General features: G+C 58.2%; 24 protein-coding genes. 21 read left to right on the top strand and 3 right to left on the bottom strand.

What is annotated here, in order from left to right:
• Positions 1–11: 11 nt before the first annotated feature.
• The 4 genes from ABWH92_RS08900 to ABWH92_RS08915 all read left to right on the top strand — a co-directional run bounded on the left by ABWH92_RS08900 (position 12) and on the right by ABWH92_RS08915 (position 2,383).
• Positions 12–797 (top strand): hypothetical protein, encoded by a 786-nt coding sequence (locus ABWH92_RS08900; RefSeq protein WP_375574049.1) that lies wholly within the window; start codon positions 12–14, stop codon positions 795–797.
• A 142-nt stretch (positions 798–939) separates the two neighbouring features.
• Positions 940–1,245 carry a hypothetical protein gene (locus tag ABWH92_RS08905; protein WP_375574051.1) on the top strand — a complete coding sequence of 102 codons (306 nt, stop codon included), beginning with the start codon at positions 940–942 and terminating at the stop codon, positions 1,243–1,245.
• A 9-nt stretch (positions 1,246–1,254) separates the two neighbouring features.
• Complete coding sequence (locus tag ABWH92_RS08910) at positions 1,255–1,953, top strand: helix-turn-helix transcriptional regulator (RefSeq protein ID WP_375574053.1); 699 nt, start codon at positions 1,255–1,257, stop codon at positions 1,951–1,953.
• Positions 1,916–2,383 carry a DUF6194 family protein gene (locus tag ABWH92_RS08915; RefSeq protein WP_375574055.1) on the top strand — a complete coding sequence of 156 codons (468 nt, stop codon included), beginning with the start codon at positions 1,916–1,918 and terminating at the stop codon, positions 2,381–2,383. The genes ABWH92_RS08910 and ABWH92_RS08915 overlap by 38 nt, the downstream gene beginning before the upstream one ends.
• 41 nt (positions 2,384–2,424) lie before the next feature.
• Here ABWH92_RS08915 and ABWH92_RS08920 read toward each other — a convergent pair whose 3' ends face one another.
• Positions 2,425–3,936: a phytoene desaturase gene (locus tag ABWH92_RS08920; RefSeq protein ID WP_375574057.1), complete on the bottom strand. Its 1,512-nt coding sequence runs from the start codon at positions 3,934–3,936 to the stop codon at positions 2,425–2,427.
• Between the two features lie 88 nt (positions 3,937–4,024).
• On the opposite strand from ABWH92_RS08920, the gene ABWH92_RS08925 reads away from it, so the two are divergent.
• The 6 genes from ABWH92_RS08925 to ABWH92_RS08950 all read left to right on the top strand — a co-directional run bounded on the left by ABWH92_RS08925 (position 4,025) and on the right by ABWH92_RS08950 (position 10,742).
• Positions 4,025–5,152 carry an ATP-grasp domain-containing protein gene (locus tag ABWH92_RS08925; RefSeq protein WP_375574059.1) on the top strand — a complete coding sequence of 376 codons (1,128 nt, stop codon included), beginning with the start codon at positions 4,025–4,027 and terminating at the stop codon, positions 5,150–5,152.
• A 96-nt stretch (positions 5,153–5,248) separates the two neighbouring features.
• Positions 5,249–6,238: a magnesium chelatase ATPase subunit I gene (gene bchI, locus ABWH92_RS08930; protein ID WP_375574219.1), complete on the top strand. Its 990-nt coding sequence runs from the start codon at positions 5,249–5,251 to the stop codon at positions 6,236–6,238.
• 7 nt (positions 6,239–6,245) lie between these two features.
• Positions 6,246–8,096, top strand: a complete 1,851-nt coding sequence (locus ABWH92_RS08935; protein WP_375574060.1) for a magnesium chelatase subunit D — start codon at positions 6,246–6,248, stop codon at positions 8,094–8,096.
• 2 nt (positions 8,097–8,098) lie between these two features.
• Positions 8,099–9,049, top strand: a complete 951-nt coding sequence (gene bchO / locus ABWH92_RS08940; protein WP_375574061.1) for an alpha/beta fold hydrolase BchO — start codon at positions 8,099–8,101, stop codon at positions 9,047–9,049.
• Positions 9,050–9,176: 127 nt separating this feature from the next.
• Positions 9,177–10,175: a phytoene/squalene synthase family protein gene (locus tag ABWH92_RS08945; protein ID WP_375574062.1), complete on the top strand. Its 999-nt coding sequence runs from the start codon at positions 9,177–9,179 to the stop codon at positions 10,173–10,175.
• A gap of 81 nt (positions 10,176–10,256) precedes the next feature.
• On the top strand, positions 10,257–10,742 hold the full coding sequence (locus tag ABWH92_RS08950) for a TspO/MBR family protein (protein WP_375574063.1): 486 nt from the start codon (positions 10,257–10,259) through the stop codon (positions 10,740–10,742).
• Here the strand turns inward: ABWH92_RS08950 and ABWH92_RS08955 are convergent.
• On the bottom strand, positions 10,739–11,458 hold the full coding sequence (locus tag ABWH92_RS08955) for a hypothetical protein (RefSeq protein ID WP_375574064.1): 720 nt from the start codon (positions 11,456–11,458) through the stop codon (positions 10,739–10,741). The genes ABWH92_RS08950 and ABWH92_RS08955 overlap by 4 nt on opposite strands.
• 143 nt (positions 11,459–11,601) lie before the next feature.
• On the bottom strand, positions 11,602–13,131 hold the full coding sequence (crtD, locus tag ABWH92_RS08960) for a 1-hydroxycarotenoid 3,4-desaturase CrtD (protein WP_375574065.1): 1,530 nt from the start codon (positions 13,129–13,131) through the stop codon (positions 11,602–11,604).
• Positions 13,132–13,240: 109 nt separating this feature from the next.
• Here crtD and ABWH92_RS08965 point away from each other — a divergent pair, with 109 nt between their 5' ends.
• The 11 genes from ABWH92_RS08965 (at position 13,241) to pufM (ending at position 23,442) form a co-directional block, all read left to right on the top strand.
• Positions 13,241–14,110 (top strand): polyprenyl synthetase family protein, encoded by an 870-nt coding sequence (locus ABWH92_RS08965; RefSeq protein WP_375574066.1) that lies wholly within the window; start codon positions 13,241–13,243, stop codon positions 14,108–14,110.
• A 28-nt stretch (positions 14,111–14,138) separates the two neighbouring features.
• A complete protein-coding gene (locus ABWH92_RS08970) occupies positions 14,139–15,269 on the top strand; it encodes a methyltransferase (protein ID WP_375574067.1) in 1,131 nt (376 codons plus the stop codon).
• A 103-nt stretch (positions 15,270–15,372) separates the two neighbouring features.
• A complete protein-coding gene (gene bchC / locus ABWH92_RS08975; RefSeq protein WP_375574068.1) occupies positions 15,373–16,326 on the top strand; it encodes a chlorophyll synthesis pathway protein BchC in 954 nt (317 codons plus the stop codon).
• On the top strand, positions 16,323–17,375 hold the full coding sequence (locus ABWH92_RS08980; RefSeq protein WP_375574069.1) for a chlorophyllide a reductase iron protein subunit X: 1,053 nt from the start codon (positions 16,323–16,325) through the stop codon (positions 17,373–17,375). Before bchC ends, ABWH92_RS08980 begins: the two co-directional genes overlap by 4 nt.
• A gap of 122 nt (positions 17,376–17,497) precedes the next feature.
• Positions 17,498–19,033, top strand: a complete 1,536-nt coding sequence (gene bchY, locus ABWH92_RS08985; protein ID WP_375574220.1) for a chlorophyllide a reductase subunit Y — start codon at positions 17,498–17,500, stop codon at positions 19,031–19,033.
• Complete coding sequence (gene bchZ, locus ABWH92_RS08990) at positions 19,027–20,505, top strand: chlorophyllide a reductase subunit Z (protein ID WP_375574070.1); 1,479 nt, start codon at positions 19,027–19,029, stop codon at positions 20,503–20,505. The genes bchY and bchZ overlap by 7 nt, the downstream gene beginning before the upstream one ends.
• A gap of 58 nt (positions 20,506–20,563) precedes the next feature.
• The gene (locus tag ABWH92_RS08995) at positions 20,564–20,785 is read left to right on the top strand and encodes a hypothetical protein (protein WP_375574071.1); all 222 of its coding nucleotides are present in this window, start codon (positions 20,564–20,566) and stop codon (positions 20,783–20,785) included.
• A gap of 195 nt (positions 20,786–20,980) precedes the next feature.
• Complete coding sequence (locus tag ABWH92_RS09000; RefSeq protein WP_375574072.1) at positions 20,981–21,127, top strand: hypothetical protein; 147 nt, start codon at positions 20,981–20,983, stop codon at positions 21,125–21,127.
• Positions 21,128–21,156: 29 nt separating this feature from the next.
• Positions 21,157–21,354, top strand: a complete 198-nt coding sequence (pufA, locus tag ABWH92_RS09005) for a light-harvesting antenna LH1, alpha subunit (RefSeq protein ID WP_375574073.1) — start codon at positions 21,157–21,159, stop codon at positions 21,352–21,354.
• Positions 21,355–21,483: 129 nt separating this feature from the next.
• Positions 21,484–22,314 (top strand): photosynthetic reaction center subunit L, encoded by an 831-nt coding sequence (gene pufL, locus ABWH92_RS09010; protein ID WP_375574074.1) that lies wholly within the window; start codon positions 21,484–21,486, stop codon positions 22,312–22,314.
• A 9-nt stretch (positions 22,315–22,323) separates the two neighbouring features.
• The gene (gene pufM, locus ABWH92_RS09015; RefSeq protein WP_375574221.1) at positions 22,324–23,442 is read left to right on the top strand and encodes a photosynthetic reaction center subunit M; all 1,119 of its coding nucleotides are present in this window, start codon (positions 22,324–22,326) and stop codon (positions 23,440–23,442) included.
• Positions 23,443–23,470: the final 28 nt, after the last annotated feature.

A 23,470-nucleotide genomic window follows, 5' to 3' on the forward strand; every position in this document is an offset into this window, starting at 1 on the left:
ATAGTGTGGACATGCAGGCCCTGACGATCTTTGGCATTCCAAGCATTGATGTCTTCCACGCCTTGGTGTGGGGCCACATCGTGTTTGGCGCTGTTGGTCTGGTGATCTTTTGGGTGCCGGTGGCTGGCAAAAAAGGTGGCTGGTGGCACGTGCGGGCAGGTCGCATTTTCACCGTCAGCATGCTTGCCACTGGATGCTTTGCGACATTGATCAGTTTGACAACGCTCTACGATCCGGCGGGCACACACCCGCATCTGATGACCCATCCCGACTTTGGCGATGTCACCGTGATCCGCGACATTTTTGGCTGGCTGATGATTTATCTGGCCATCCTCACCATCAACCTCACTTGGTATGGCTGGCAGACGGTGAAGCACAAGGTGAACCGGGTGGCGATCCGTGATCCGTTGAACCTGTTTCTGCAAGCGGCGCTTTTGGTAGCGACGATCAACTGCACCTACCATGGGCTGGTTGATGGGCAGGTACTGATGATCGGCATTTCCACCATCGGTTACGCAACGGTCGCGACGAACCTCTGGTTTCTCTACAAACCGAAGCCTTGGGTGAAGGACTGGCTGATGGAGCACATCAAAGCGCTGGTGGGCACCGGCATCTCGGTCTACACGGCGTTTTTCGCATTTGGCGCGGTGCGTTTTTTGCCTGAGGCAGCACTCACGCCCACTCTTTGGTCAATCCCGTTGATCGTGGGTCTCTCGATCATCTTCTACCAGTGGTACCGGGTGAAGAACCCGAAGCGGAAGGTGCGGCGGGAAAGTTCCGTACAAGCGGCGGAGTAGGGGCTGTTTCTAGCTCTTGCCCGCTGTTGACCTAGCTAATTGATGACAGCTACGAGCAAAATGGTCGCCAACAAACTGACAGTTTTTGTCAGTTGCTATCCCCTACACTCCATCAAACCTGCAATCCGAGATGGAGAGAACAATGAGCAATCATGTAATCGAAACCGTAACGTTTAAACTCAACGAAGGTGTGAGCCGCGAGCAGTTTGCCGACACCGCAAAGGCATTGAACGACTTCGTCACCTCTCGCCCTGGTTTCATAGCACGCCGCCTGTCGTGCAGCGCCGATGGCGAGTGGATTGAGCACATTGAGTGGGCAGATATGGACGCAGCCAAAGGAGCGGCTGCCGCCATCGGGTCGGTCGAGGGCAACCGGGCTTTCCTATCAGCGATCGACGGCTCAACGGTCAAGATGCATCACACCGAGCTGAAAGTGTCGGTAAACTAGCAGGGCATTATGCGCCGAAGCGAACGGCTCTCGGAGATTGTTGAGATCATCCGTGACGGGCGTCTGCATTTGGCGCGCGATATTGCCGATGCCTTAGAGGTTTCTGAGCGGACAATCTATCGCGACATTGGTGCCTTGATTGCATCCGGGATTCCTGTCGAGGGCGAGCGTGGGGTGGGTTATATGCTCAGGGAGCCTGTGTTCCTGCCCCCGCTCGCGCTGTCGATGATTGAGCTGGAAGCGCTCAGTCTTGGCATGTCTATCGTGCAGGAGGTGGCGGACGAAGAGCTCCGTCTGGGCGCCAATACCCTGCATGAGAAGATCGCCAGCTACGCGCCAAACCGCAAAAAATCACCCAAGAGCTGGGGCTTTGGCCTCTATGAGTTCAAGCGCGTTCGCGCTGGCCTCAAGCATATGCCGCTGTTGCGCCGCGCCATTCGCAATCGTGAGGTCCTGCTGATCACCTATGAGAGCCTGTCAGGAAAGCACTCAGAGCGCATGATCTGCCCGCTTCAGACCGATTATTGGGGTCATGTGTGGACGCTCTCAGCCTGGTGCAAGCTACGAGAGGGTTTTCGATCTTTCCGCATCGATAAGATAGAAGACTGCATCGCAACGGGCCTGACATTTCAAGATGAGCCAGGCAAAACCGTCGAAGATTATTTGAAGCATGTCGAAGCCAACATCCGTTCCGATCACGACCGTTGAGAATTACATCACGAGCAAACTGCCTGGCGTTGTGCCGACTTCGGCATGGGGTGAAGTCTCTTACTTCTATAATCCAGGGCATCGTCTCAAACGCGGCACCTATTTCGCCACCATCAAGCAAAAGGATGGTGAGAACGACAAAGGATCAGGTATCGACCGGGAAGGGGTCTGGCGGCTCAACATAGGCATCTCCCGCGCCAGTTTTGCCGATTTGTTTGGCCGACCGCCTGCGCGACCTGGTAAGGGCGCTATCATTGAAGGGCCTTGGGACTTCACGCAACTCGACCAAATCACGCCGCACCCAATTTATGGCTGGATGAGCTGGATCGCTGTTTTGTCGCCATCCGAAGTAACCTGGCGGACGTGTATCCCGCTGCTCCACGACGCTTACGAGCGGGCAAGAACGTTATATGCAAAGCGAATGCGATAGCGAGCTGAGGCCACGACCGTAGGGCGGATCAATGCTCTCCGCTAAACCTTCACAAATTCACTTGCATCAGGGGCGACTTTCTCCATCACTTTGGCTGAGGGCAGCACGCCCGGCACGCCTGCGCCGGGGTGGGTGCCAGCGCCGACCAAGAACAGGTTTTTGGCTTCCGGAGACTTGTTGTGCGGGCGGAACCAGGCGCTTTGGAACAGCTTTGGTTCAATGGAAAACGCCGCCCCGTTGACCGAGGACAGGCGGTCCTGGAAATCCTGGGGCGTGAGCATGCGTTGGGTGACGATGCTCTGCGAGAGGCCCGGTAGCACCGTTTCTTCTAGGCGCTTCTCAATTGCCTTTCGGTAGGGCTCAGCCTGCCGGCTCCAATTGGTGCCGCTTTTCAGGTTCGGGACCGGTGAGAGCACGTAAAAGGAGTCACATCCCTCGGGCGCGAGTGAGGGGTCGTTGGCCGTCGGTCGGTGCAGATAGAGCGAGAAATCGTCCGCCAGCTTTTTGCGGGCGAAGATGTCCTTCAGCAGCTCTTCATAGCGGGGCCCGAGCACCATGGTGTGGTGCTGGCAATCGTCAAATGTGCGGTTGGTCCCGAAGTACCAGACGAACAGGCTCATTGAAAAGTCGCGGCGCTTCACCTTCGCGTCGGTCCACACCCTGCGTTTGTGTTTGCGTAGAAGGTGCGTGTAGGTGAAGGCGGCATCGGCGTTGGAAACCACCACCGCGCTGTCCAGCCGCTCGCCGCTTTCCAGCGTCACGCCAACAGCGGTTCCGTTTTCGATGCGGATTTCATCCACACCCGCATCGCAGATCACCTCGCCGCCCTGACCCTCGATCAGGTCCACCAGCCCTTGCACCAGCGCGCCGGTGCCGCCCATGGCGTAGTGCACGCCGTATTTGCGCTCAAGATGCGCGATCAGGCAGTAATACGCCGTGGTGGTCAGCGGGTTGCCGCCGATCAGCAGCGGGTGAAAGGAGAACACAATCCGAAGCGCGGGGTCTTTCAGATATTTGCAGACGGTGTTGTAGACCGAGTTGTAGCCGCCTAGCCGGATCAAGTCCGGCGCGCATTTCAGCGTGAAGAGGAGGCTGTGAAAAGGCACATCCACCAGCTGCTCAAAGGCTACCTTGTAGATGTCTTCACTGACTTTCTTGAAGCGCTCAAAGCCCTCCACATCATCGGGGTTGAACCGTGCGACCTCGGCAAGCATCGCCTCATCATCGCCGCTGTAACGAAACACGCGACCATCATCGAAGCGGATGTCGTAAAACGGGTCGGAAGGGCGCAGATCGATATGATCTTCAAAGCGCTTGCCGCACAGCTCCCACAGTTCATGGAACACTTGCGGCGCGGTGATGATGGTCGGTCCGGCATCAAAGGTGAAGCCGTCCTGCGTATAGGTGTAGGCGCGCCCGCCGGGCTTATCGAGTTTTTCCAGCACCGAAACGCGATAGCCTTTTGCACCCAGTCGCACAGCAGCGGCCAAGCCGCCAAAGCCTGAGCCAACCACAATCGCCCGGGGACGAGAATCCGATGTGGTGTCAAGCATGATGCGCCTCTTGTGTGTCAAACATGTTTGACGCTACCAGCTTGGCAAAGGGCGGGCAACGTGATGGGCCGCCGCAGGGAGATAAGGTTTGGTCACGCAGACGGTGCTGCTAACGCTGGGGCGTCTTCCAAAAGGATTGGATATCGCGCGCAGCTTCCACGCTGCTGGTTGGCGGGTGTTGGTTGCCGAGCCCTTTGGATGGCATCTGTGTGCCTTGTCCCGGTCGGTGGCCCAGTCTTTTCGAGTGCCTGCGCCAAACACAGATCAGTCAGCGTATCTGGATGCCCTCCTGGCGCTGATCGCTCGTGAGCGTGTGTCGTTGGTTGTGCCGATCTCCGAAGAAACGATGCATGTTGCTGCGCTTGGCGAACGCCTGCCGGATGATGTGAGGCTGTTCACGGCTGGATCGGATGCTGTCCTTGCATTGCATGACAAGTTTCACTTTGCCGAAGGTTTGCAAAAGGCTGGAGTCCCGGCGCCCAAAACCGCTTTGCTCGGCACATCGGAAGCGCAAGCCATCGCCCAGGCTGGCCCGACAGTTGTCAAAGACCGGTGGGGAGCTTCTGGCTCGAACGTGACGTTTTGTGAGCAGGGCTGGGTGCAGCCAGACAGACCCAATGCTCTGGTTCAAGAACAACTGAAAGGCGACGAGGTCAGCAGTTTCTCCATCGTGCATGCAGGCAAAGTGTCGGCGACGATTGTCTATCAACCGGTCATTCGCGACGGTACCGTTTCAACGGTTTTTGAGCGCATCAATGCGCCAGATGTTGAGACCTATGTTGACCAGGTCGCGCAATCGAGCGGGCATACAGGGTTTCTGTCTCTCGACCTCATGATTAATGGGGCCAATGTCACGGCGTTTGAGTGCAACCCCCGCGCCAACAGTGGTATTCATTTCTTAGAAACGGGCGATATTGCGTGTGCCATCTTGGAGCCAGGTTTCGTGCCGCGCTTCAACCGCCACGCGCGGATGCAGCAGGCCTATCCCACGCTTACCCTGCTTTGGGGGGCGATTGGCACATGGCCGCGCTATCGACAGATCGCCAAGGCACTCTTCACCAGCCGTGATGTCACTTGGTCTTGGCGGGACCCTCTTCCCTTCGCTCTTATGACACCAGCGACGTGGCCGTTGTTACGGCAGGCGATGTTTGACGGGCGCTCTCTGGGCGAAGCTGCGATCCACGATATTGGTTTGTTTGGGCCGTCCGAACGTTGACCAAAGATGATAGGGACAAGTGTCAACTTTGCATGACGCTTTTGCGCTGCTAGGACTGCAACTCCTAAATTCTGTGATTGGCTGCCTCTTGTGTCTATGCGTGTGAACTTCCCTTTTTCCGCTATCGTTGGACAAGAGGCAATGAAGCGCGCGCTTCTGATCTCCGCCGTCGATCCAACCATTGGCGGTGTGCTGGTTTTTGGTGATCGCGGCACCGGCAAATCCACCGCCGTTCGGGCACTTGCGCAGCTTCTACCGAGGATGAAAGTTGTCGCTGGCTCTGCCTACAATATTGATCCAGCCAAATCTGATGACCCGGATGTGAAAACACGGCAGATGCCGGTGCCCGTCGTCGACTTGCCGCTGGGCGCCACCGAAGACCGCGTTGTGGGAGCGCTTGATATTGAAAAGGCGCTAACCCAGGGCGAGCGCGCCTTTCAGCCCGGATTGCTGGCGCAGGCCAATCGAGGGTTTCTCTACATCGATGAGATCAATCTCTTGGAAGACCATCTGGTTGATCTTCTGCTGGATGTGGCGGCCTCGGGTGAAAATGTTGTTGAGCGCGAAGGGCTTTCGATCCGCCATCCCGCGCGGTTTGTTCTGATCGGTTCAGGGAACCCAGAAGAAGGCGAACTTCGGCCGCAACTGCTTGATCGTTTTGGCCTGTCGGTGGATGTGTCCACACCCGAGGATGTCAAACAACGCATCGAAGTGGTGCGACGGCGCGACGCCTTTGACCGTGACCCAGAAGCCTTTGTTGCCAAATGGAAGCGCAAAGATGGCGCGGTTCGCCGGGAGATTGTTGGCGCCCGAGAACGGTTGGAAGGTTTGGAGGTGCCCGATGCTGTGCTTGGTCAGGCGGCAGAGCTTTGTATGGCGCTGGGCACTGACGGCTTGCGAGGCGAACTGACCTTGATGCGCGCCGCCCGCGCATTTGCTGCGCTCGAAGGCGATGCAGAGGTGACAGGCGATGCTCTGCGCTTCGTTGCGCCCATGGTGCTCGGCCACCGCTTGCGGCGCAATCCGTTGGACGATTCTCGCGCGTCCGTTCGCGTTGAACGTGCCATAGAAGAGGCCATGGGGTGATGGTCTGATGGACCTTCCGGTCGATCCGTCAACCGATTTATCCGCTGATGCCAAGGCGCAGATCTGGGCTGATGCACTAACGGCCATCGCGCTTGTGGCACTTGATCCTCATGCCTTCGGTGGGATCGTCATACGCGCACATGCCGGGCCGGTTCGTGATGCGCTGGTGAAGATACTTCATGGCTTGGTTGCGGACACCATGCCGGTGCGCAAAATGCCCAGTCATATTGCTGATGAACGGCTGCTTGGTGGTTTGGATATGGCAGCCACACTGAAAGCTGGAAAGCCTGTAACCCAGCGTGGCCTGCTTTCTGAAGCCGATGGCGGGATCATTCTTGTGCCCATGGCGGAGCGCATGGAAGCACTCACGGCGTCACGTCTCACCGGTGTGCTCGATATGGCTGAAGTGTCGCTGCAGCGCGATGGCATTGCCGCGTCGCTGCCTGCCAAGCTGGGTGTGGTGGCGTTGGATGAGGGGTTGGGCGAGGAAAGCCTGTCACACGCTTTGGCCGATCGCATGGCGTTTCGCGTTGACCTCACGCACCTTTCCATTCGCGATTTGGCTGATGCGCCTTTGGCACAGCAGGATGTGGCCAAGGCGAAAGGCGTGTTCGATGCCGCGTCAACCGATGATCGGTTGACGGAGACCATCACGGCGCTTGCAACGGCCTTCGGCGTGTCGTCGGTCCGCGCGATCCTCTTCGCCATCCGCACAGCACGCGGTTTGGCGGCTCTTGATGGACGCGCGTTCGTTGAGGACCAGGATGTTGAGCTGGCAGCTCGGCTGGTTATTGCGCCACGTGCCACACGGTTACCGATGCACGATCAGCCTGAGGACAAACAGCCGCCCGATGAGATGACGCCGGATGAGGCCCCGCCACCGGAGTCGGAAGCTCAAGACATGTCGCAGCAGGACGAGCAAGATGACCCGCAACCTGCTCCGGATGGTCCTTTGGAGGATCGTGTTCTGGAGGCTGTTGAAGCAGCCATACCGGCTCAGCTTCTTGAGCAGTTAAGGCTGGGGGCGGCTATGGCCACGTCCAGTGCCCAGAGTACTGGTGGCCAAGGTGCGCAGCAACAAGCATTGATACGGGGCCGGCCTATTGGGTCACGTCGTGGTCGGCTGGATGGGCGCGCAAAGCTGCATGTGGTGGACACGCTAAGGGCTGCTGCGCCTTGGCAGCCTATTCGTCGACAGTCTCATGATAAGGCTTCCAGACTTTCCATCACCAATGACGACATCCGTGTGCGCCGATTCAAGCAGAACGAGGAAAGCGTCACGATCTTTGTTGTTGATGCCTCTGGGTCGGCGGCTTTGCATCGCTTGGCGGAAGTGAAGGGCGCGGTGGAGCTTCTGCTGGCCGAAAGTTACGCCCGCCGCGACTATGTGGCGTTGATCATTTTTCGCGGCGAGAGCGCTGAGATGGTTTTGCCACCAACGCGCTCCTTGGTGCGGGCCAAGCGCTGTTTGGCGGGCGTGCCAGGTGGTGGAGGAACACCGCTTGCTGCTGGTTTGGATGCTGGTTTGGACGTGGCGCTGGAATGCAAGCGCCTCGGGCGAAGCCCTCGATTGGTGGTGATGAGCGATGCGCAAGCCAACATTGGCTATGACCCCACCAGCGGACGGGCAGGGGCACGCGCGGACGCGTTGACCGCAGCCGAGCGCATCGCGGCCCACGGCATTGCTAGTCTTTTCATCGACACCAGTCCGCAGCGGGGCAGTCGCAAAGATTCTATGTCCAAAGCTCTTGAGATTGCACAGGCGATGCGGGCAATCCACTTGCCGCTGCCCTATCCCAACGCTGCTGGCTTGAAAGAGCTGGTCGATGGCGGCCTGCAACGCAAGGCGGTGGGGTAACAATGAAAAGCGGGCCAACAACATCCAGCCCATCGGCTGCTCTGTCTTGGCGGGCTATCGGACGGTCTTGGCCACACCATACCCACAGCCGGTTTGTGAACGCCGGTGGGGTGCGCTGGCATGTGCAAGAGATGGGCTCGGAAGATCACGAGATGCCAGTGCTTTTTCTTTTGCACGGGGCTGGCGCCTCGACCCATTCTTGGCGAGACTTGATGCCAGGCTTGGCGAAGCACTTTCGGGTGATAGCCGTAGACCTGCCAGGCCATGCGTTCTCCGACTCTCCAGCTGTTTATCGACCAACCCTTCAACGTGTTTCAGCGTTGCTTGGTGAGTTGATTCAGATCCTTGGGATCGATGTGCGTTTGGCCGTCGGCCACTCAGCAGGGGCTGCGACGCTCGCTCGAATGGCCCTTGATCACAGGATTACCCCTGCTGGGGTGGTGAGTTTCAACGGCGCGTTTCAGCCGTTCGATGGAGCAGCAGGCACGATTTTTCCCGCACTTGCCAAGCTTCTCTTCGTTAATCCGCTAACACCGCGCCTTTTCGCGCTCAGTGGGCGCAGCCGCTCCCGTGTGGTGCGTTTGATTGAGGGTACCGGTTCGCGCCTTACCGATGAAGGCTTGAACTATTATCGAGTGCTCATGCAGTCACCGGGCCATATAGCAGGTGTCTTGGGCATGATGGCGCATTGGGAGCTGTCCCAACTGATGCGAGAGCTGCCAAGTCTCAACGTGCCTTTGCTCCTAATTGCTGGCGACAAAGATCGTGCGGTGCCGCCCAAAGTTTCCAAGGACGTGGCTGATCATTGCGAACACGCGAAGCTTGAGCTCTGGCCTGGCCTGGGTCATCTGGCTCACGAAGAAGCACCAGAGCGTGCAGTGGAACGCATCGTGTCTTTTGCGCAAACCCTTGGGGTGCTTCAGACGCCGGCCAAGGCCGATATACAGAACTGACTGTTGCCCGACCTTTGCACTCATGGCTATGCTCAATGCGTGGACCGCAAGAAGGTGAAAGACACTGCCAACACCTGCTTTTAAAACCAGCCTTCAAAGCGGTTGGAATGAGACTGCGTGCAGGGCTTTGATCCGTCAAGGATCAAAGTCGTTTTACGCCGCGTCTCTTCTTTTGCCCCAGCGCATCCGCACGCCTGCCTATGCGCTCTATGCGTTTTGCCGTCTGTCTGATGATGCGGTGGACGCAGTGGATGCGCCTAGAGATGCGGTTGATCGGCTGCGTGAGCGGTTGGATCTCGCTTATGCTGAGAAACCGAAAAACATTCCGGCAGACCGAGCCTTTGCGGAGATGGTCCAGCGCTATCAGATGCCGCGCGCACTGCCTGAGGCCCTATTGGAAGGCTTGGAGTGGGACAGTGCCGGTTGGGCGCCTCAGACCTTGTCTGACACCTATGCCTACAGCGCGCGTGTCGCTGCTGCTGTCGGTGCTATGATGACGGTGCTTATGGGTCGTCGCGAACCTGACACGTTGGCGCGGGCCTGCGATCTCGGTGTCGCCATGCAGCTCACCAACATTGCACGCGATGTCGGTGAAGACGCGCGCAACGGTCGGACTTATCTGCCGCGTGACTGGCTGAGCGAGGCTGGCGTTGACGTTGATGCGTTTTTGGCCAAGCCCGTTTTTGATGCGCGCATTGCGGCCTGTGTGGAGCGTCTGCTTGAAACGGCTGATATGCTTTACGATCGCGCGATCGGCGGCATCGCTGCCCTGCCGGCTGACTGCCGCCCGGCCATTCATGCAGCGCGGCTGATCTATCGTGAGATTGGACGTAAAGTGGCGGCCAATAGCTACAATTCTGTCGATCAGCGCGCCGTTGTTTCCAAGCATCGCAAGTTGGTGCTGCTTGGTACAGCTTGCAATGCAGCGATGTGGACGCCGCACAGCGAGCCTGCTCCAGCGCTTTCAGAAACTGCCTTCTTGGTTGATGCCGTCCCGCCCTTTGATCCTGAACGCGGCGGCGTCGGGGACTATCAAGACACCCGCCCAATGATCCGCATTGTGGAAATTCTTGAGCGTTTGGAGCGCCGCAAACAAGACCAATTGGCGCCACGCCGCTCATCTTAGCTGCTTGTCACGCTGCCTTTTTCTCGTGAGACATTGGTCTTTCGCCTGGAAAAACGTGTATGACGCGTTCTTCGCAAAAGGATGAGTGTGGATTTGTCGATTTCCTGGTCGTTGATTTTCTTCTTCGTCGTGACGTTTGCTGCTGCGACGTCGGGCGGCTATTTTCGGCCAGGTGAATGGTATCGCGACCTCAAGAAACCCAGCTGGAATCCGCCGGATTTTCTGTTTCCAATCGCTTGGACGCTTCTTTACGCGATGATGGCCGTTGCCGCTTGGCTTGTCTGGGAAAGGGCTGGTTGGCCCGCAGCGGCGCTGCCAATTGGGCTCTGGTTTGTGCAACTGGTATTCAACGCGCTGTGGTCAGCCTTGTTCTTCGGCATGAAGCGCATGGATTACGCATTGGTGGATGTGGTTCTCTTGTGGCTTTCCATCGCTGCAACCATCGCGCTGTTCTGGCCAGTCAGCACGCTCGCTGGGTGGCTGATGGTGCCTTATCTCGCCTGGGTGAGTTTTGCGGCCTTTCTCAATCTTACCATTTTGCGGCTCAATCCCAGGCAGGTCAGCTAGCGCGGCCAATGTGCTCGTCGTGGCATCTTAAAGGGTAGCATCAGCTTCACAATTGGGCTTGCAAACCGATCAAGGTTGAGGCTCTCATGGACTGCTGGGCAGGGCCTGCCATCGAGCACCATTTGGAGCGCGTCACGCGTGTAAAAAGGCGCATCCACAAAGGTTTGGGTAATTCGCGTTTGTGTTGGGTCTTCCGATCGCGTGTCACGGGCAACGCCCCAAAACCCTTTTTTCAGATCAACACGCTGAGGCGCTTGGCGATGGGTGAGCGTCCCATCCGAACCAACGTGGAACACAATGGTTTTGTGGGCGCCGGCACGCTCTTGCGGCTCGTAAAACATCACTGCGCCATCGTCGACGGTAGCGCGCGACCAGGTCCAACCTGAGAAGTCGGCTTCCAGAGCCGCTGTGCCGGTGTTGGTGTCGGCATAGCCGTGGCCCTCCCATGAGAGGTTCGGCTTCTCGAAGTGAGCGGAGATTCGACCGAAGGGAGCGTAGGGCCACCAATGATGCCGCTCGGTGGTGTCCAGCGCGAACTGGGTGGTTTGTCCAACGTCCGGCGTGAATCGGATTTGGCCCCTGAGGCGCGAAGGCAAGGGAACGGTGATCTCGTTGACATCGATCACCAGCGTGTCGCCTTCCCAGTGGAGGGCGCTCGGACCAACGGTGAAGTGATCAGGCCCATCATCCAAAGCATCTTTGCCGCGTTCGGTCATCGCCCAGCGTGCTTTGGGTCCGTAGAGTGCGACATTGATCGAGATGTGGTCATACGGGTCTTTGCGACCAGACCAGGCATAGTAGGGCGAGAAGACCGAGCCGATAAAGGCGATGACCGAAAGGCCATAGCGGCCATCATCGCTTAGGCCGTCGACATACCACCAACGATAACCGTCTTGCGCGACGGGCGTGTCGAAGCGAGGTCGGCAACGATCCGCGCTGCCGCCAGGCGGCCCGAAAGGGCTGCCATTGGAACCCCCGGGCCCGGATGAACGCTGCCACCCGCCAGATAGAGCCCCGGAATCTTGGTTCTGTTGTCGGGTCGCTGAAAGCTCGCGAACGGGGAGTGGTTGGCCCGCCCGTAAAGCGCGCCCCCCGTCGCTGGGAACAGGCGATTGAAACCCTCCGGCCCCGTTGGAACGCTCATGCTCGGGTCCACTTCCACGGAAAGGCCGCAGGCCTTCAGGCGTGCCAGACTGCGTTCCATGCATTCTTCCATCTCCGATTGGCTGGGACTCTGGTCGCCAGTGGGTGGGGCGTTGATCACCATTAGCATCCGTTCAGACGCAGCAGGGTCTGCCAGTTTGCCTCTGTCAGCACGGTCCTGCGCGCAGATGTAAACGGTTGGATCAGCAGGATAGCGTGATCGTTTGAAAACGGCGTCGAACTCTTCTGGGTAGTCTTGCCCAAAAAAGACTGAGTGATGGACGAGTGGAAAGCCATCTGTTTTGGCTTTCAAGGCCCACCCGATGGCCGACAAGGAACGCTTGGCGAGTGGCACTGGGTCTACGGCTGTCTGGACACTTTTTCCAAACAATCCAGTGCCAACGGCGGAGGCATCAGCGTTCACAATCACCACATCTGCGTTATGACGTTCGCCGGTTTCCGTTACCACGGTGCGGGCTTGGCCTTGCTCAAGCTCTATCTGCTGGACTTTGGCGCCCGTTTGGATGGTCACGCCCCTAGCTTCGCAGGCGCGACGCATCACTTGCGCCAGCTCGCGCATACCGCCTTTCACGATCCATACGCCATCCATCTCAACATGGGCGATTAGCATCAGGGTTGCTGGGGCCAGAAAGGGCGAGGCGCCAGTGTAGGTGGAGTAGCGACCAAAGAGCTGGATGAGGCGCGGGTCGCCAAAGCGCTTCTCAAGCGCGGACCAGAGTGTTGAAAACGGCTTCACGGCCAACCCTTTTGGCCCGAGACGTGCGCTCATACCGAGCATGCTGGGTTTGGACGATCGTAGAAACGGCGTTTCCAGCGTTGTGAACATGCTGGCCGCTTCGCGTGCAAACTGACGAAAGTTTTCTGCCTCCTTGGCACCACAAAACGTGCCGATGGCGTCCGCGCTTTGCCCAAGGTCAGCAAACAGGTCCAACGTGCCTGTGTCATCCCATGCGTGGCGGGCCAGAATATCGGCTTTGGACAGGGTCACAGCGTCATCAAAGGCAAGCCCCGCCTCATCAAACAGCTCGTCAAACACCCATTTCATGGTGAAGACGGTGGGGCCACCGTCAATCACCGCGCCGCCAACCGGGACGGCGCGCATCTTGCCGCCGACTTCGCTCTGCGCTTCCAGAACTGTTACCTGGAGGCCTTGTCCAGCAAGCGCCAACGCGGCGGACAAGCCGCCAACTCCAGCGCCTACGATCACAGCATGGTGGGAGGTCACAAACGAAGCCTTGTGCATCAAGTGTCAATTATTCTTGACACTAAACTAAGTCGTTGTAAGTTGACAATAACGCAGTCAATCTGAGCTGCCGCTGCAAAGGATGGTCTCCATGGATATCACGTCTCGTATCGACCATGCTCTTCGAGCCGCCGTTGATGGCGCCAGCGGTTCAGATGCACCTCCTCAACTGGCTGAAGCCATTCGGTATGCCCTCTTTCCTGGCGGTGCGCGTGTGCGGCCACGTCTCTGCTTGGCAGTTGCGGCTGCTTGCGGTGATGATCGCCCTGAACTGACCAATGCGGCGGCCGCCTCAGTGGAGCTTCTGCATTGCGCGTCTCTTGTTCATGATGACATGCCCTGCTTCGACAATGCAGATGTTCGCCGGGGACGACCATCGGTTCACGCTGCCTACGGTGAGCCTCTGGCTCTGCTTGCAGGCGATGGCATGATCGTGCTCGCTTTTGAAGTCTTGGCGCGCGCTTCTGGCCATGCACCTGAACGTCTGGCTCCATTGATCACGACAGTTGCCGGTGCTGTTGGTATGCCGAGCGGCATCGTTGCTGGCCAGGGTTGGGAAAGCGAAACATCCGTCCCGGTCGAAGCGTATCACCGAGCCAAAACGGGCGCATTGTTTGTTGGTTCAGCGATGGCAGGGGCCATTGCCGCTGGAGCTGATCCGGCTCCTTGGCGTGCCTTGGGTGACAGTCTGGGAGCGGCCTATCAAGCGGCAGATGATCTTCGCGATGCGCTGTGTTCATCACAGGAAATGGGCAAGCCCGCCGGGCAAGACAATGCCCATGATCGACCCAGCTTGGTGAGCGAATGTGGGGTCAAGGAGACTGTGGGCCGTTTGGAAGGCTATGTGGCGGGTGCGATTGCCTCGATACCCGATTGCAAGGGGCGTGCATCTCTGGAAGCTCTGATTATGAGCGAAGCCAAGCGGTTGAAGCCAAAAAACCTGTCTTTGGTTGCCGCGTAAGTCTACCTTCCAGTAAAGGCCTATCCATGTGACAGACACGGCTCGCGACACTTTTGGCGACCGTTTCCGTGATTGGCGTGCGCGGCTTTTGCAGAAGCCCGCCTTCATTCGCTGGGCAACGCGCTTCCCCCTGACACGGCCGCTTTCCCGACAGAAAACGCGTCAGCTTTTCGATCTGGTGGCTGGGTTCGTTTACACCCAGATTGTCACCACATGTGTGCGTGTGAAGTTGTTGGATCAGATGGCTGATGGACCGGCCACGCTGGCCGATCTCTCGCGAGCGATAGGCCTTGATGAGGATGCCACGCTGCGCCTGGTACGTGGAGCGCAAGCGCTTGAGCTCATCTCTCCGCGTTCGGGTGGCCGGTATGGACTGGATGAGCTTGGGGCCGCGCTGCTTGCCAACCCTGGTGTGATCGCGATGATCGAGCATCATCAGCTTCTCTATGAAGATCTGCGCGATCCTCTAGCGCTGCTGAAGGATCAGAAAAGCCCAACGGCTTTGTCGCGCTATTGGGCGTATGCCCAAAGTGGCGCGCCGAATGGATTAGAAGCAGATGCGGTTGGTGATTACAGCGCGCTGATGGCGGCATCGCAGGGTTTTATCAGCGATGAGGTTCTTGATGCCTATCCGCTCGCTCGCCACCAACGGTTGATGGATGTCGGGGGTGGTGAGGGGCGGTTTGCACAAGCCGCCCTGGAGCGCACGCCAGGGCTGCATGCCACCGTGTTTGATCTTCCCGCCGTTGCTGATCGTGCGCGTCATCGGCTTGGGTCTGCGGGACTGGCTGGACGTTTTGAGACAGCGGGTGGGGACTTCTTTTCCGATACCCTACCTCAGAGTGCGGACGTCATCTCGTTGGTGCGCATTCTTCACGATCATGACGATGATAAAGCGTTGCAACTCCTTCATCAGGTGCGGGCTGCGCTTGATGTCGGCCAGACTCTGCTGGTTGCGGAACCTATGGCGGGTACCTCGGGAGCGCAAAAAGCTGGGGACGCGTATTTCGGTTTCTATCTGCTCGCCATGCGCAGCGGTCGTCCGCGCACCGAACAAGAGTTGCGTGATTTCCTGCAGCAAACCGGTTTTGGGCGCATTCATAGTCCGCGAACGTCCAGCCCGTTGCTGACGCGCGTGTTGATTGCCCTCGCAGTGTAAAGCAAAAACCAGTCAGTGGAGTGTCAATTAGACTTGACAGATTTATGTGTCAATTTAGAGTGTCATAAAGTAGAAGTGACGCATAAATCGAAAACACAAAGCCGTGACCCTCTCCCTCTCTACAAAGGCCGTTGTTCTTCAGGCCCCAGAAACACTGAGTGTTCGTGAGCTCGAACTCACAGCGCCTGGTGCGGGAGACCTTGTGGTCGATGTGGCGTGGAGCGGAATCAGCGCCGGGACCGAGCGATTGCTCTGGAGTGGGCGCATGCCGGATTTCCCTGGTATGGGTTATCCGCTGGTGCCGGGATACGAATCGGTGGGCCGGGTTGTGGACGCCGGTTCGGACGTATCCGAGCGTATTGGGCAGACGGTTTTTGTGCCCGGCGCGCGCTGCTTTGGCGATGTCCGTGGTCTGTTTGGCGGTTCTGCAGCGCGGGTGGTTATCGCGTCTGACCGCGCCCCTGCTATCCATGATGATCTTGGCCGTAACGGTGTGCTGCTGGCGCTTGCTGCAACGGCTTACCACGCACTGGCGCAGCATGATGCGATTTTGCCTGACCTCATCATTGGTCATGGTGTGCTCGGTCGTCTGCTCGCGCGGATTGCTACCAGCCTTGCCGATGAAGCACCCACCGTTTGGGAAACCAATGCCAAGCGTGCCGAAGGTGCTCAGGGGTACACGGTTGTTCATCCCGATACGGATGAGAGGCGCGATTACAAAGCCATCTACGATGTGAGCGGCGACGGCTCGTTGCTCGACAGTTTGATTGGTCGATTGGCGCGCGGTGGGCAGATTGTGCTCGCGGGCTTTTACGACAAATCGCTGCAGTTTGCTTTCCCGCCAGCCTTTATGCGCGAAGCGCGTCTGCGCGTGGCCGCTGAATGGCAGCCTGGCGATCTGGAAGCGGTTCTTGGCCTGATTGATGCGGGCAAGCTCTCGCTGGATGGCTTGATCACGCACAACGAACCGGCAGACGCCGCCGACCGTGCCTACCGCACGGCGTTTGGCGATCCTGACTGCCTGAAAATGGTGCTCGACTGGAGGAATGCCGCATGACGTCCATGCTTGAAGATGCCAGCCAGATTTCGAGTGCTGAGGCTGCTGAAGCCCCAACACAGCACACGCTGATCGACACGCAAGCTTCGGTGCGCGCTGAGGCGGCACAGGAGCCGGACGATGTGCACACCGGGCCGGTGACGAAGGAAACGCAGATCATTGCGATCTACGGCAAAGGCGGAATCGGCAAGTCGTTCACGCTGGCCAACCTTTCCTACATGATGGCGCAGCAGGGCAAAAAAACGCTGCTGATTGGCTGTGATCCAAAATCCGACACCACCTCCCTTCTGTTCGGTGGCCATTCCACCCCAACTATCATCGAGACCTCCTCAAAGAAGAAGGCGGCCGGTGAAGAGGTTGAGGTGGGCGATGTCTGCTTTAAACGCGACGGCGTTTACGCCATGGAGCTTGGCGGCCCTGAGGTCGGCCGTGGATGCGGCGGACGCGGTATCATCCATGGTTTTGAAACCCTTGAGAAATTGGGTTTCCACGACTGGGACTTTGACTACGTTCTGCTCGACTTTTTGGGCGACGTTGTGTGCGGTGGATTCGGCCTGCCGATTGCCCGCGACATGTGTCAGAAGGTGATCGTTGTCGGCTCGAACGACCTTCAATCGCTCTATGTGGCCAACAATGTGTGCTCGGCGGTGGAGTACTTCCGCAAGCTTGGCGGTAATGTCGGTGTCGCTGGTATGGTCATCAATAAGGATGACGGGACCGGCGAGGCTGCTGCCTTTGCAGAGTCGGTGCAAATTCCGGTTTTGGCGTCGATCCCAGCGGATGAGGACATTCGCCGCAAGAGCGCCAATTACGACATTATCGGCAAGCCAGGCGGTGAATGGGGGCCTCTGTTCGAAGAGCTGGGCTTGAATGTCGCCGAGGCGCCACCGCAGCACCCAACACCGCTTAGCCATGAGCAATTGCTTGATCTCTTCAAAGGCAAAGAGAGCGAGAACGGCTACGAGCTGGAACCGGCGACCTACGCCGATATGTGCGGCGTGAACTACGTCGAAAAGCCCTCTCTTGAAGTTGTCTACGACGAGGTCTGAGGGTGAGCGCAATCGATCATCTTGACCGGTCCAACACTTCCGACACTGGCGGTTTTTCTGCCGGTGATCGCGAGGTGCATGAGGTCGTCTATGATGATGCCGGTCAGGTCTTGATCGACAATGTGCCGCTTGAACAGCCGGCGGCTGAACCGGTCACCCCATCTGAACAGCCAGCACCTCAAGCCGATGGCTGCCATGCTGGCAAAGAAACCATGCTGGAGGCCGCCAAGCAGGCTGGCCAAAGCGAGATGCTGGATCAGTTCGCGCAGGACTATCCAATGGGTCCACATGATCAACCCCAGAGCATGTGTCCTGCCTTTGGAAGCTTGCGTGTTGGCTTGCGGATGAAGCGCACTGCAAGTGTGCTTTCCGGTTCGGCCTGCTGCGTTTATGGCCTCACCTTCACCACACACTTTTACGGCGCGCGACGCACGGTCGGTTACGTGCCGTTCAACTCCGAGACTTTGGTCACCGGCAAGCTGTTTGAGGACATCCGTGAGGCTGTATTTGAGATGGCGAAGCCCGAAGACTATGACGCGATTGTCGTCACCAATCTCTGCGTGCCATCGGCCTCTGGTGTGCCGCTGCGGCTTTTGCCCAAAGAGATCAACGGTGTGCGCATCATCGGCATTGATGTTCCAGGTTTCGGCATCCCAACCCACGCGGAAGCCAAGGATGTGCTCGCGGGCGCAATGCTGAAATATGCGCGCGAGGAAGCCACGAGCGGGCCGGTGCAGGCGCCCGATGCGCCGCGCTCCGACAAGCCGACTGTGACCCTGGTGGGCGAGATGTTTCCCGCTGACCCTGTGGTCATTTCGCAACTTCTTGCGCCGATGGGCCTGGCTGCAGGTCCTGTTGTTCCCACACGCGAATGGCGCGAGCTTTATTCAGCGCTTGATTGTGCGGCCGTTGCGGGCATTCACCCGTTCTACACCGCCTCCTTCCGGGAGTTTGAAGCAGCTGGTCGCCCTGTGATCGGTTCCGCGCCCGTGGGCCGTGACGGTACTGCCGATTGGTTGCAGGCCATTGGCCGCGCCTGTGGCGTGTCAGCCGACGTGATTGGCGCAGCTCAGAATGCGATCATGCCTGCTATTGAAGGCGCACTCGGTGCAATGCCGATCAATGGGCGCATCACCCTTTCAGGCTATGAAGGCTCGGAACTTCTGGTCGGTCGTCTGCTTGTCGAAAGCGGTGCTGACTTGCGTTATGTCGGCACAGCTTTGCCGCGCACGCGTTTCTCAGATCCAGATCGCGAGTGGTTGGAAGCGCAGGGTGTGCAGGTTCAGTTCCGCGCTTCGTTGGAGCAGGATCTGGCAGCGATGGCCGAGTATGAGCCGGATTTGGCCATCGGAACGACGCCGGTGGTGCAGAAAGCCAAAGAGCTTTCCATCCCAGCGCTCTACTTCACCAACCTTATTTCGGCCCGTCCGCTTATGGGACCGGCTGGTGCAGGTTCGCTGGCGACGGTGATCAATGCAGCGCTCGCCAACAAAGAGCGCTTCGATACCATGACGGCCTTCTTTGAAGGTGTTGGCACCGGTGACACAGCGGGGGTCTGGGAAGGCATGCCGAACGTGCGCCCGGACTTTAAGAAAAAGTACGCCGCGCGCATTGCCTCTAAAACCAAAAAAGTCGTGGAGGGCTCAGTCGGATGCTAGTTCTCGATCACGACCGTGCCGGTGGCTATTGGGGGTCGGTCTACGCCTTCACGGCGATCAAGGGCCTTCAAGTGATCATTGATGGTCCGGTGGGTTGCGAAAATCTGCCGGTGACCTCGGTGCTGCATTACACCGATGCACTGCCGCCGCATGAATTGCCGATTGTTGTTACGGGCCTTGCTGAAGAAGAGCTCGGCCAAAAAGGCACCGAAGAGGCGATGAGCCGGGCGCATAAGGTGCTGGACCCGGATTTGCCTGCTGTTGTTGTCACCGGCTCAATTGCTGAGATGATCGGCGGCGGCGTGACACCCGAAGGCACCAACATTGCCCGCTTTCTGCCGCGCACGATCGATGAAGATCAGTGGGAAAGCGCTGACCGGGCCATCAAATGGCTTTGGACCGAGTACGGTCCGAAAAAGGTGAAGGCTCTCAAGCCGCGCAAAGAAGGTGCCAAGCCGAAGGTCAACATAATTGGGCCGATCTACGGCACCTTCAACACGCCGTCTGATCTTGCTGAAATTCGCCGTCTCATTGAAGGCATCGGTGCAGAGGTGAACCTCACCTTCCCGCTCGGTAGCCATCTGGCCGATGTGCCCAAACTGGCCGACGCGGAAGTGAATGTTTGCATGTATCGCGAGTTCGGTCGCTTGCTCTGTGAGAGTTTGGATCGGCCTTATCTGCAAGCGCCGATTGGTCTGCATTCCACCACCAAGTTCCTGCGCAAGCTGGGTGAGCTTTTGGATCTTGATCCAGAGCCCTTCATCGAGAAGGAAAAGCACACCACCATTAAGCCGCTCTGGGATCTGTGGCGGTCGGTGACCCAAGACTTTTTTGGCACTGCGAGCTTCGGCGTTGTGGCCAACGAGACTTATGCGCGTGGCTTGCGGCATTTCCTGGAAGAGGAAATGGGTCTGCCCTGTACCTTCTCAGTGGCGCGGCACACCGGCAAGAAAACCGACAATGCAGCGGTGCGAGAACTGGTGCACACCAAAACGCCGCTCATTCTTTTCGGGTCTTACAATGAGCGCATGTATCTGGCTGAGAAACCAGCTGGCGGCCACGGACCAACGGCTCAGTACATCCCAGCCTCGTTCCCTGGTGCGGTGATCCGGCGACACACCGGCACGCCGTTCATGGGGTACGCGGGTGCAACCTACCTCATCCAGGAAATATGCAACGGGCTGTTTGACGCCCTGTTCAACATCTTGCCACTGGCCACCGACATGGACCAGGCCCCGGCCACGCCTGCACGCGTGATGGAAGAGCTCACCTGGGACGATGATGCCAAGGCTTTGCTCGATCAGATCGTCGAAGCCGAGCCTGTGCTCGTGCGCATTTCAGCGGCCAAACGTCTGCGAGATGCGGCCGAAGCATCGGCGCGCGCAGAAGGTTTGCGGCACGTCAGCCTAATGACAGTTCAATCCGTAAGCGGCTCCGCCAGCGACCTCCAAGCCAAGCCGGAGTTTGCCTGATGCAGAGAGCCTTTCTTTTCAAATTTGTCCTTTTGACCAGCACCGGGGAGCCTTGCTCATGACCGATACAACCATCCAGTCGCCGCGTGCGCGCGGTGATGACCGGCGCGCGTTTTGGATGCTGTTTGCGCTGATTTTCATGGTGGCCTTGCCGTTTGTGATGCTCGCCAGACTGCTGCCGTGGCGAGTGTTTGGCGCACAGAGCGGCGCGCGCCCGTCTGTCATTGCTGAGGCTCGTTCGGCCGCCAGTGCAGCGGTTGGCTACGCTTTTATGGGCTAACGCCCGTCGTTGTTGCTGCGGGTTCCTAGGCCCGCGGCGGCGCGCTCATTTTGGTCCGGTATGCCGGACCGTCAAAGAGTTGGTCCGGTTCGCCGGGCTAACGCCAGGGGTGCTTCGGCATGCTCTGGCATCCCCGCCGCGCGGGAGGTGCGCGGTAACGGTCGTTGTTTCGACCACAACATGGAGGTCATGCCTATGGCCGCTGACAAAGGTACCCTGTCGGGTCTCTCCGCGGAGGAGGCGCAAGAGTTTCACAGACTCTTCAAGAAGAGTGCGATTGCTATGTCACTCTTCCCCTTCCTCGCCCACATTTCCATGTGGTTCTACAATCCTTGGCTATAACTGGCCGCACCAAATAAGGACCTGAAAACATGTGGAGAATCTGGCTTCTCTTCGATCCGCGTCGCGTTCTCGTGGCGTTGGCCGTGTTCCTGTTCACTCTGGCTGTGCTGATCCATTTCATTTTGCTCAGCACCGACAAGTTCAATTGGTTGGAAGAATCAACCATGACAGGCAGCACATCTCATATCGAAATGAGCGTACCTGCACAGCCGACACTGCTCGGCTAAGCGCGTTTGCGCGTTTCACATGCCAATGGCGGCGGAGGGAACACGGGTTCCCCGCTCCCCCCGCCTCCCTTCACTCGACGATTTATGGCTTGAGCTGACGATCCGCCACGCTCGGCTAAGGAGGACATCATGGCTTTGCTCAGCTTCGAGCGAAAGTATCGCGTGCGCGGGGGCACACTGATCGGAGGCGACCTATTCGACTTCTGGGTGGGGCCTTTTTACGTCGGCTTCTTTGGCGTGACGTCGATTTTCTTCGCGGTGCTTGGAACAGCGTTGATCATTTTTGGCGCCTCAATGGGGCCGACCTGGAACATTTGGCTGCTCTCCATCAATCCGCCTGACGTTTCCTACGGGCTGGCTTTAGCGCCCATGCAGGAAGGCGGTCTTTGGCAAATCATCACCATTTGCGCGGTCGGTGCCTTCTGTTCCTGGGCGCTGCGCGAGGTGGAAATTTGCAGAAAACTCGGCATGGGGCTTCACGTTCCCTTTGCCTTCTCCATCGCGATCTTGGCGTTTGTAACGCTCAACGTTTTTCGCCCATTTGCTCTGGGCGCGTGGGGACACGGGTTTCCCTACGGCATTATGAGCCACCTGAATTGGGTTTGGTTCACCGGCTACCAGTACGGGAACTTCCACTACAACCCCGCTCATATGGTGGCGATCACGTTCTTCTTCACCACCACATTCGCTTTGGCCCTGCACGGCGGCATGGTGCTCTCAGCGGTTAACCCGCAGCGCGGCGGCGAAGTGAAGACGCCGGAGCACGAAGACACCTACTTCCGCGACACGATTGGCTACTCCATCGGTACGCTTGGTATTCACCGTTTGGGGCTGTTCCTGGCGTTGAACGCGGGCTTCTGGAGCGCGGTGTGCATCATCATATCCGGCCCGGTTTATGCCGGTTCATGGATCGATTGGTGGGAGTTCATTCGCGAAACAATCACCTGGGATGGTGTTTAGGAGGGTATGATGAACAACTATCAAAACATCTTCACCCGTGTTCAGGTGATGGGCCATGTTGAGCCGGGTGTGGACATCCCCGATGATGACACAGCCTATGAGCGCACCAGTGGCTTTTTGAGCTACTGGATCGGTAAGATCGGTAACGCGCAGCTCGGCCCCATCTATCTTGGGGCTTTGGGTGTTGCCTCCGTGATCTGCTTCTCGATCTCGTTCTTCATCATGGGCATGAATATGGCCGCTGATGTTGGCTGGAACCCTGTCCTGTTCGTTCGCGAGTTCTTCTGGCTGTCGCTTGATCCGCCAGGCCCAGAGTATGGGCTGCAGGTTCTGCCGCCCCTGCGTGAGGGTGGTTGGTTTTTGATCGCCGGTTTCTTCCTGACAGCGTCTATTCTGCTGTGGTGGGTTCGGATGTACCGCCGCGCCAAAGCGCTTGGGCTTGGGCTTCACGTTTGCTGGGCCTTTGCAGCGGCGATCTGGCTGTTCCTCGTGCTTGGCTTTATTCGCCCGGTCATGATGGGCAGTTGGCACCACGCTGTGCCGTATGGGGTCTTTCCGCATCTGGACTGGACGAACAACTTCTCCATCGAGTGGGGCAATCTGTTCTGGAATCCGTTCCATATGCTGTCGATTGTTTTCCTGTACGGCTCGGCTCTGCTGTTCGCCATGCACGGCGCGACAATCCTTGCGGTGACCCGCTATGGCGGTGAGCGTGAGATTGAGCAGATCACTGATCGTGGGACGGCGTCTGAACGTGCTGCACTTTTCTGGCGCTGGACGATGGGCTTCAATGCCTCGATGGAATCCATTCACCGTTGGGCTTGGTGGTTTGCTATGCTGACCACGTTGACAGGTGGCATCGGCATTTTGATCACAGGTACAGTGGTTGATGACTGGACCCTATGGGGTATGAAGCACGGCGTTGTGCCGGAGGACCTCTCATGGTGGCCGATCACACCAGACTCCACCATCTCGCAGTGGGGCGTGGAGCCTGCCCCGCCACCTGCTCCGGTTATAGAGGCGGCGCCGGCTGCCGATGCCATGCCAGCAGCTGATGGGGCCGCAAGTGGTGACACGTCAACCGGTGCAGATGATGCTGGGTCACCCAGCGAGGGCACGACCAACTAAGTAGGCCGTCTCTTCTGAGCACAAGATT

Source organism: Ahrensia marina (assembly GCF_042140245.1).
GTDB lineage: Bacteria > Pseudomonadota > Alphaproteobacteria > Rhizobiales > MH13 > MH13.

What these genes read in the sequence shown, in the direction of transcription:
- ABWH92_RS08900 (WP_375574049.1), top strand. Translation starts at nt 12, where the DNA reads ATGCAGGCCCTGACGATCTTTGGCATTCCAAGCATTGATGTCTTCCAC.
- ABWH92_RS08905 (WP_375574051.1), top strand. Translation starts at nt 940, where the DNA reads ATGAGCAATCATGTAATCGAAACCGTAACGTTTAAACTCAACGAAGGT.
- ABWH92_RS08910 (WP_375574053.1), top strand. Translation starts at nt 1,255, where the DNA reads ATGCGCCGAAGCGAACGGCTCTCGGAGATTGTTGAGATCATCCGTGAC.
- ABWH92_RS08915 (WP_375574055.1), top strand. Translation starts at nt 1,916, where the DNA reads ATGTCGAAGCCAACATCCGTTCCGATCACGACCGTTGAGAATTACATC.
- ABWH92_RS08920 (WP_375574057.1), bottom strand. Translation starts at nt 3,936, where the DNA reads ATGCTTGACACCACATCGGATTCTCGTCCCCGGGCGATTGTGGTTGGC.
- bchI (WP_375574219.1), top strand. Translation starts at nt 5,249, where the DNA reads ATGCGTGTGAACTTCCCTTTTTCCGCTATCGTTGGACAAGAGGCAATG.
- ABWH92_RS08935 (WP_375574060.1), top strand. Translation starts at nt 6,246, where the DNA reads ATGGACCTTCCGGTCGATCCGTCAACCGATTTATCCGCTGATGCCAAG.
- bchO (WP_375574061.1), top strand. Translation starts at nt 8,099, where the DNA reads ATGAAAAGCGGGCCAACAACATCCAGCCCATCGGCTGCTCTGTCTTGG.
- ABWH92_RS08950 (WP_375574063.1), top strand. Translation starts at nt 10,257, where the DNA reads ATGAGTGTGGATTTGTCGATTTCCTGGTCGTTGATTTTCTTCTTCGTC.
- ABWH92_RS08955 (WP_375574064.1), bottom strand. Translation starts at nt 11,458, where the DNA reads ATGACCGAACGCGGCAAAGATGCTTTGGATGATGGGCCTGATCACTTC.
- ABWH92_RS08965 (WP_375574066.1), top strand. Translation starts at nt 13,241, where the DNA reads ATGGATATCACGTCTCGTATCGACCATGCTCTTCGAGCCGCCGTTGAT.
- ABWH92_RS08980 (WP_375574069.1), top strand. Translation starts at nt 16,323, where the DNA reads ATGACGTCCATGCTTGAAGATGCCAGCCAGATTTCGAGTGCTGAGGCT.
- bchZ (WP_375574070.1), top strand. Translation starts at nt 19,027, where the DNA reads ATGCTAGTTCTCGATCACGACCGTGCCGGTGGCTATTGGGGGTCGGTC.
- ABWH92_RS08995 (WP_375574071.1), top strand. Translation starts at nt 20,564, where the DNA reads ATGACCGATACAACCATCCAGTCGCCGCGTGCGCGCGGTGATGACCGG.
- ABWH92_RS09000 (WP_375574072.1), top strand. Translation starts at nt 20,981, where the DNA reads ATGGCCGCTGACAAAGGTACCCTGTCGGGTCTCTCCGCGGAGGAGGCG.
- pufA (WP_375574073.1), top strand. Translation starts at nt 21,157, where the DNA reads ATGTGGAGAATCTGGCTTCTCTTCGATCCGCGTCGCGTTCTCGTGGCG.
- pufL (WP_375574074.1), top strand. Translation starts at nt 21,484, where the DNA reads ATGGCTTTGCTCAGCTTCGAGCGAAAGTATCGCGTGCGCGGGGGCACA.
- pufM (WP_375574221.1), top strand. Translation starts at nt 22,324, where the DNA reads ATGAACAACTATCAAAACATCTTCACCCGTGTTCAGGTGATGGGCCAT.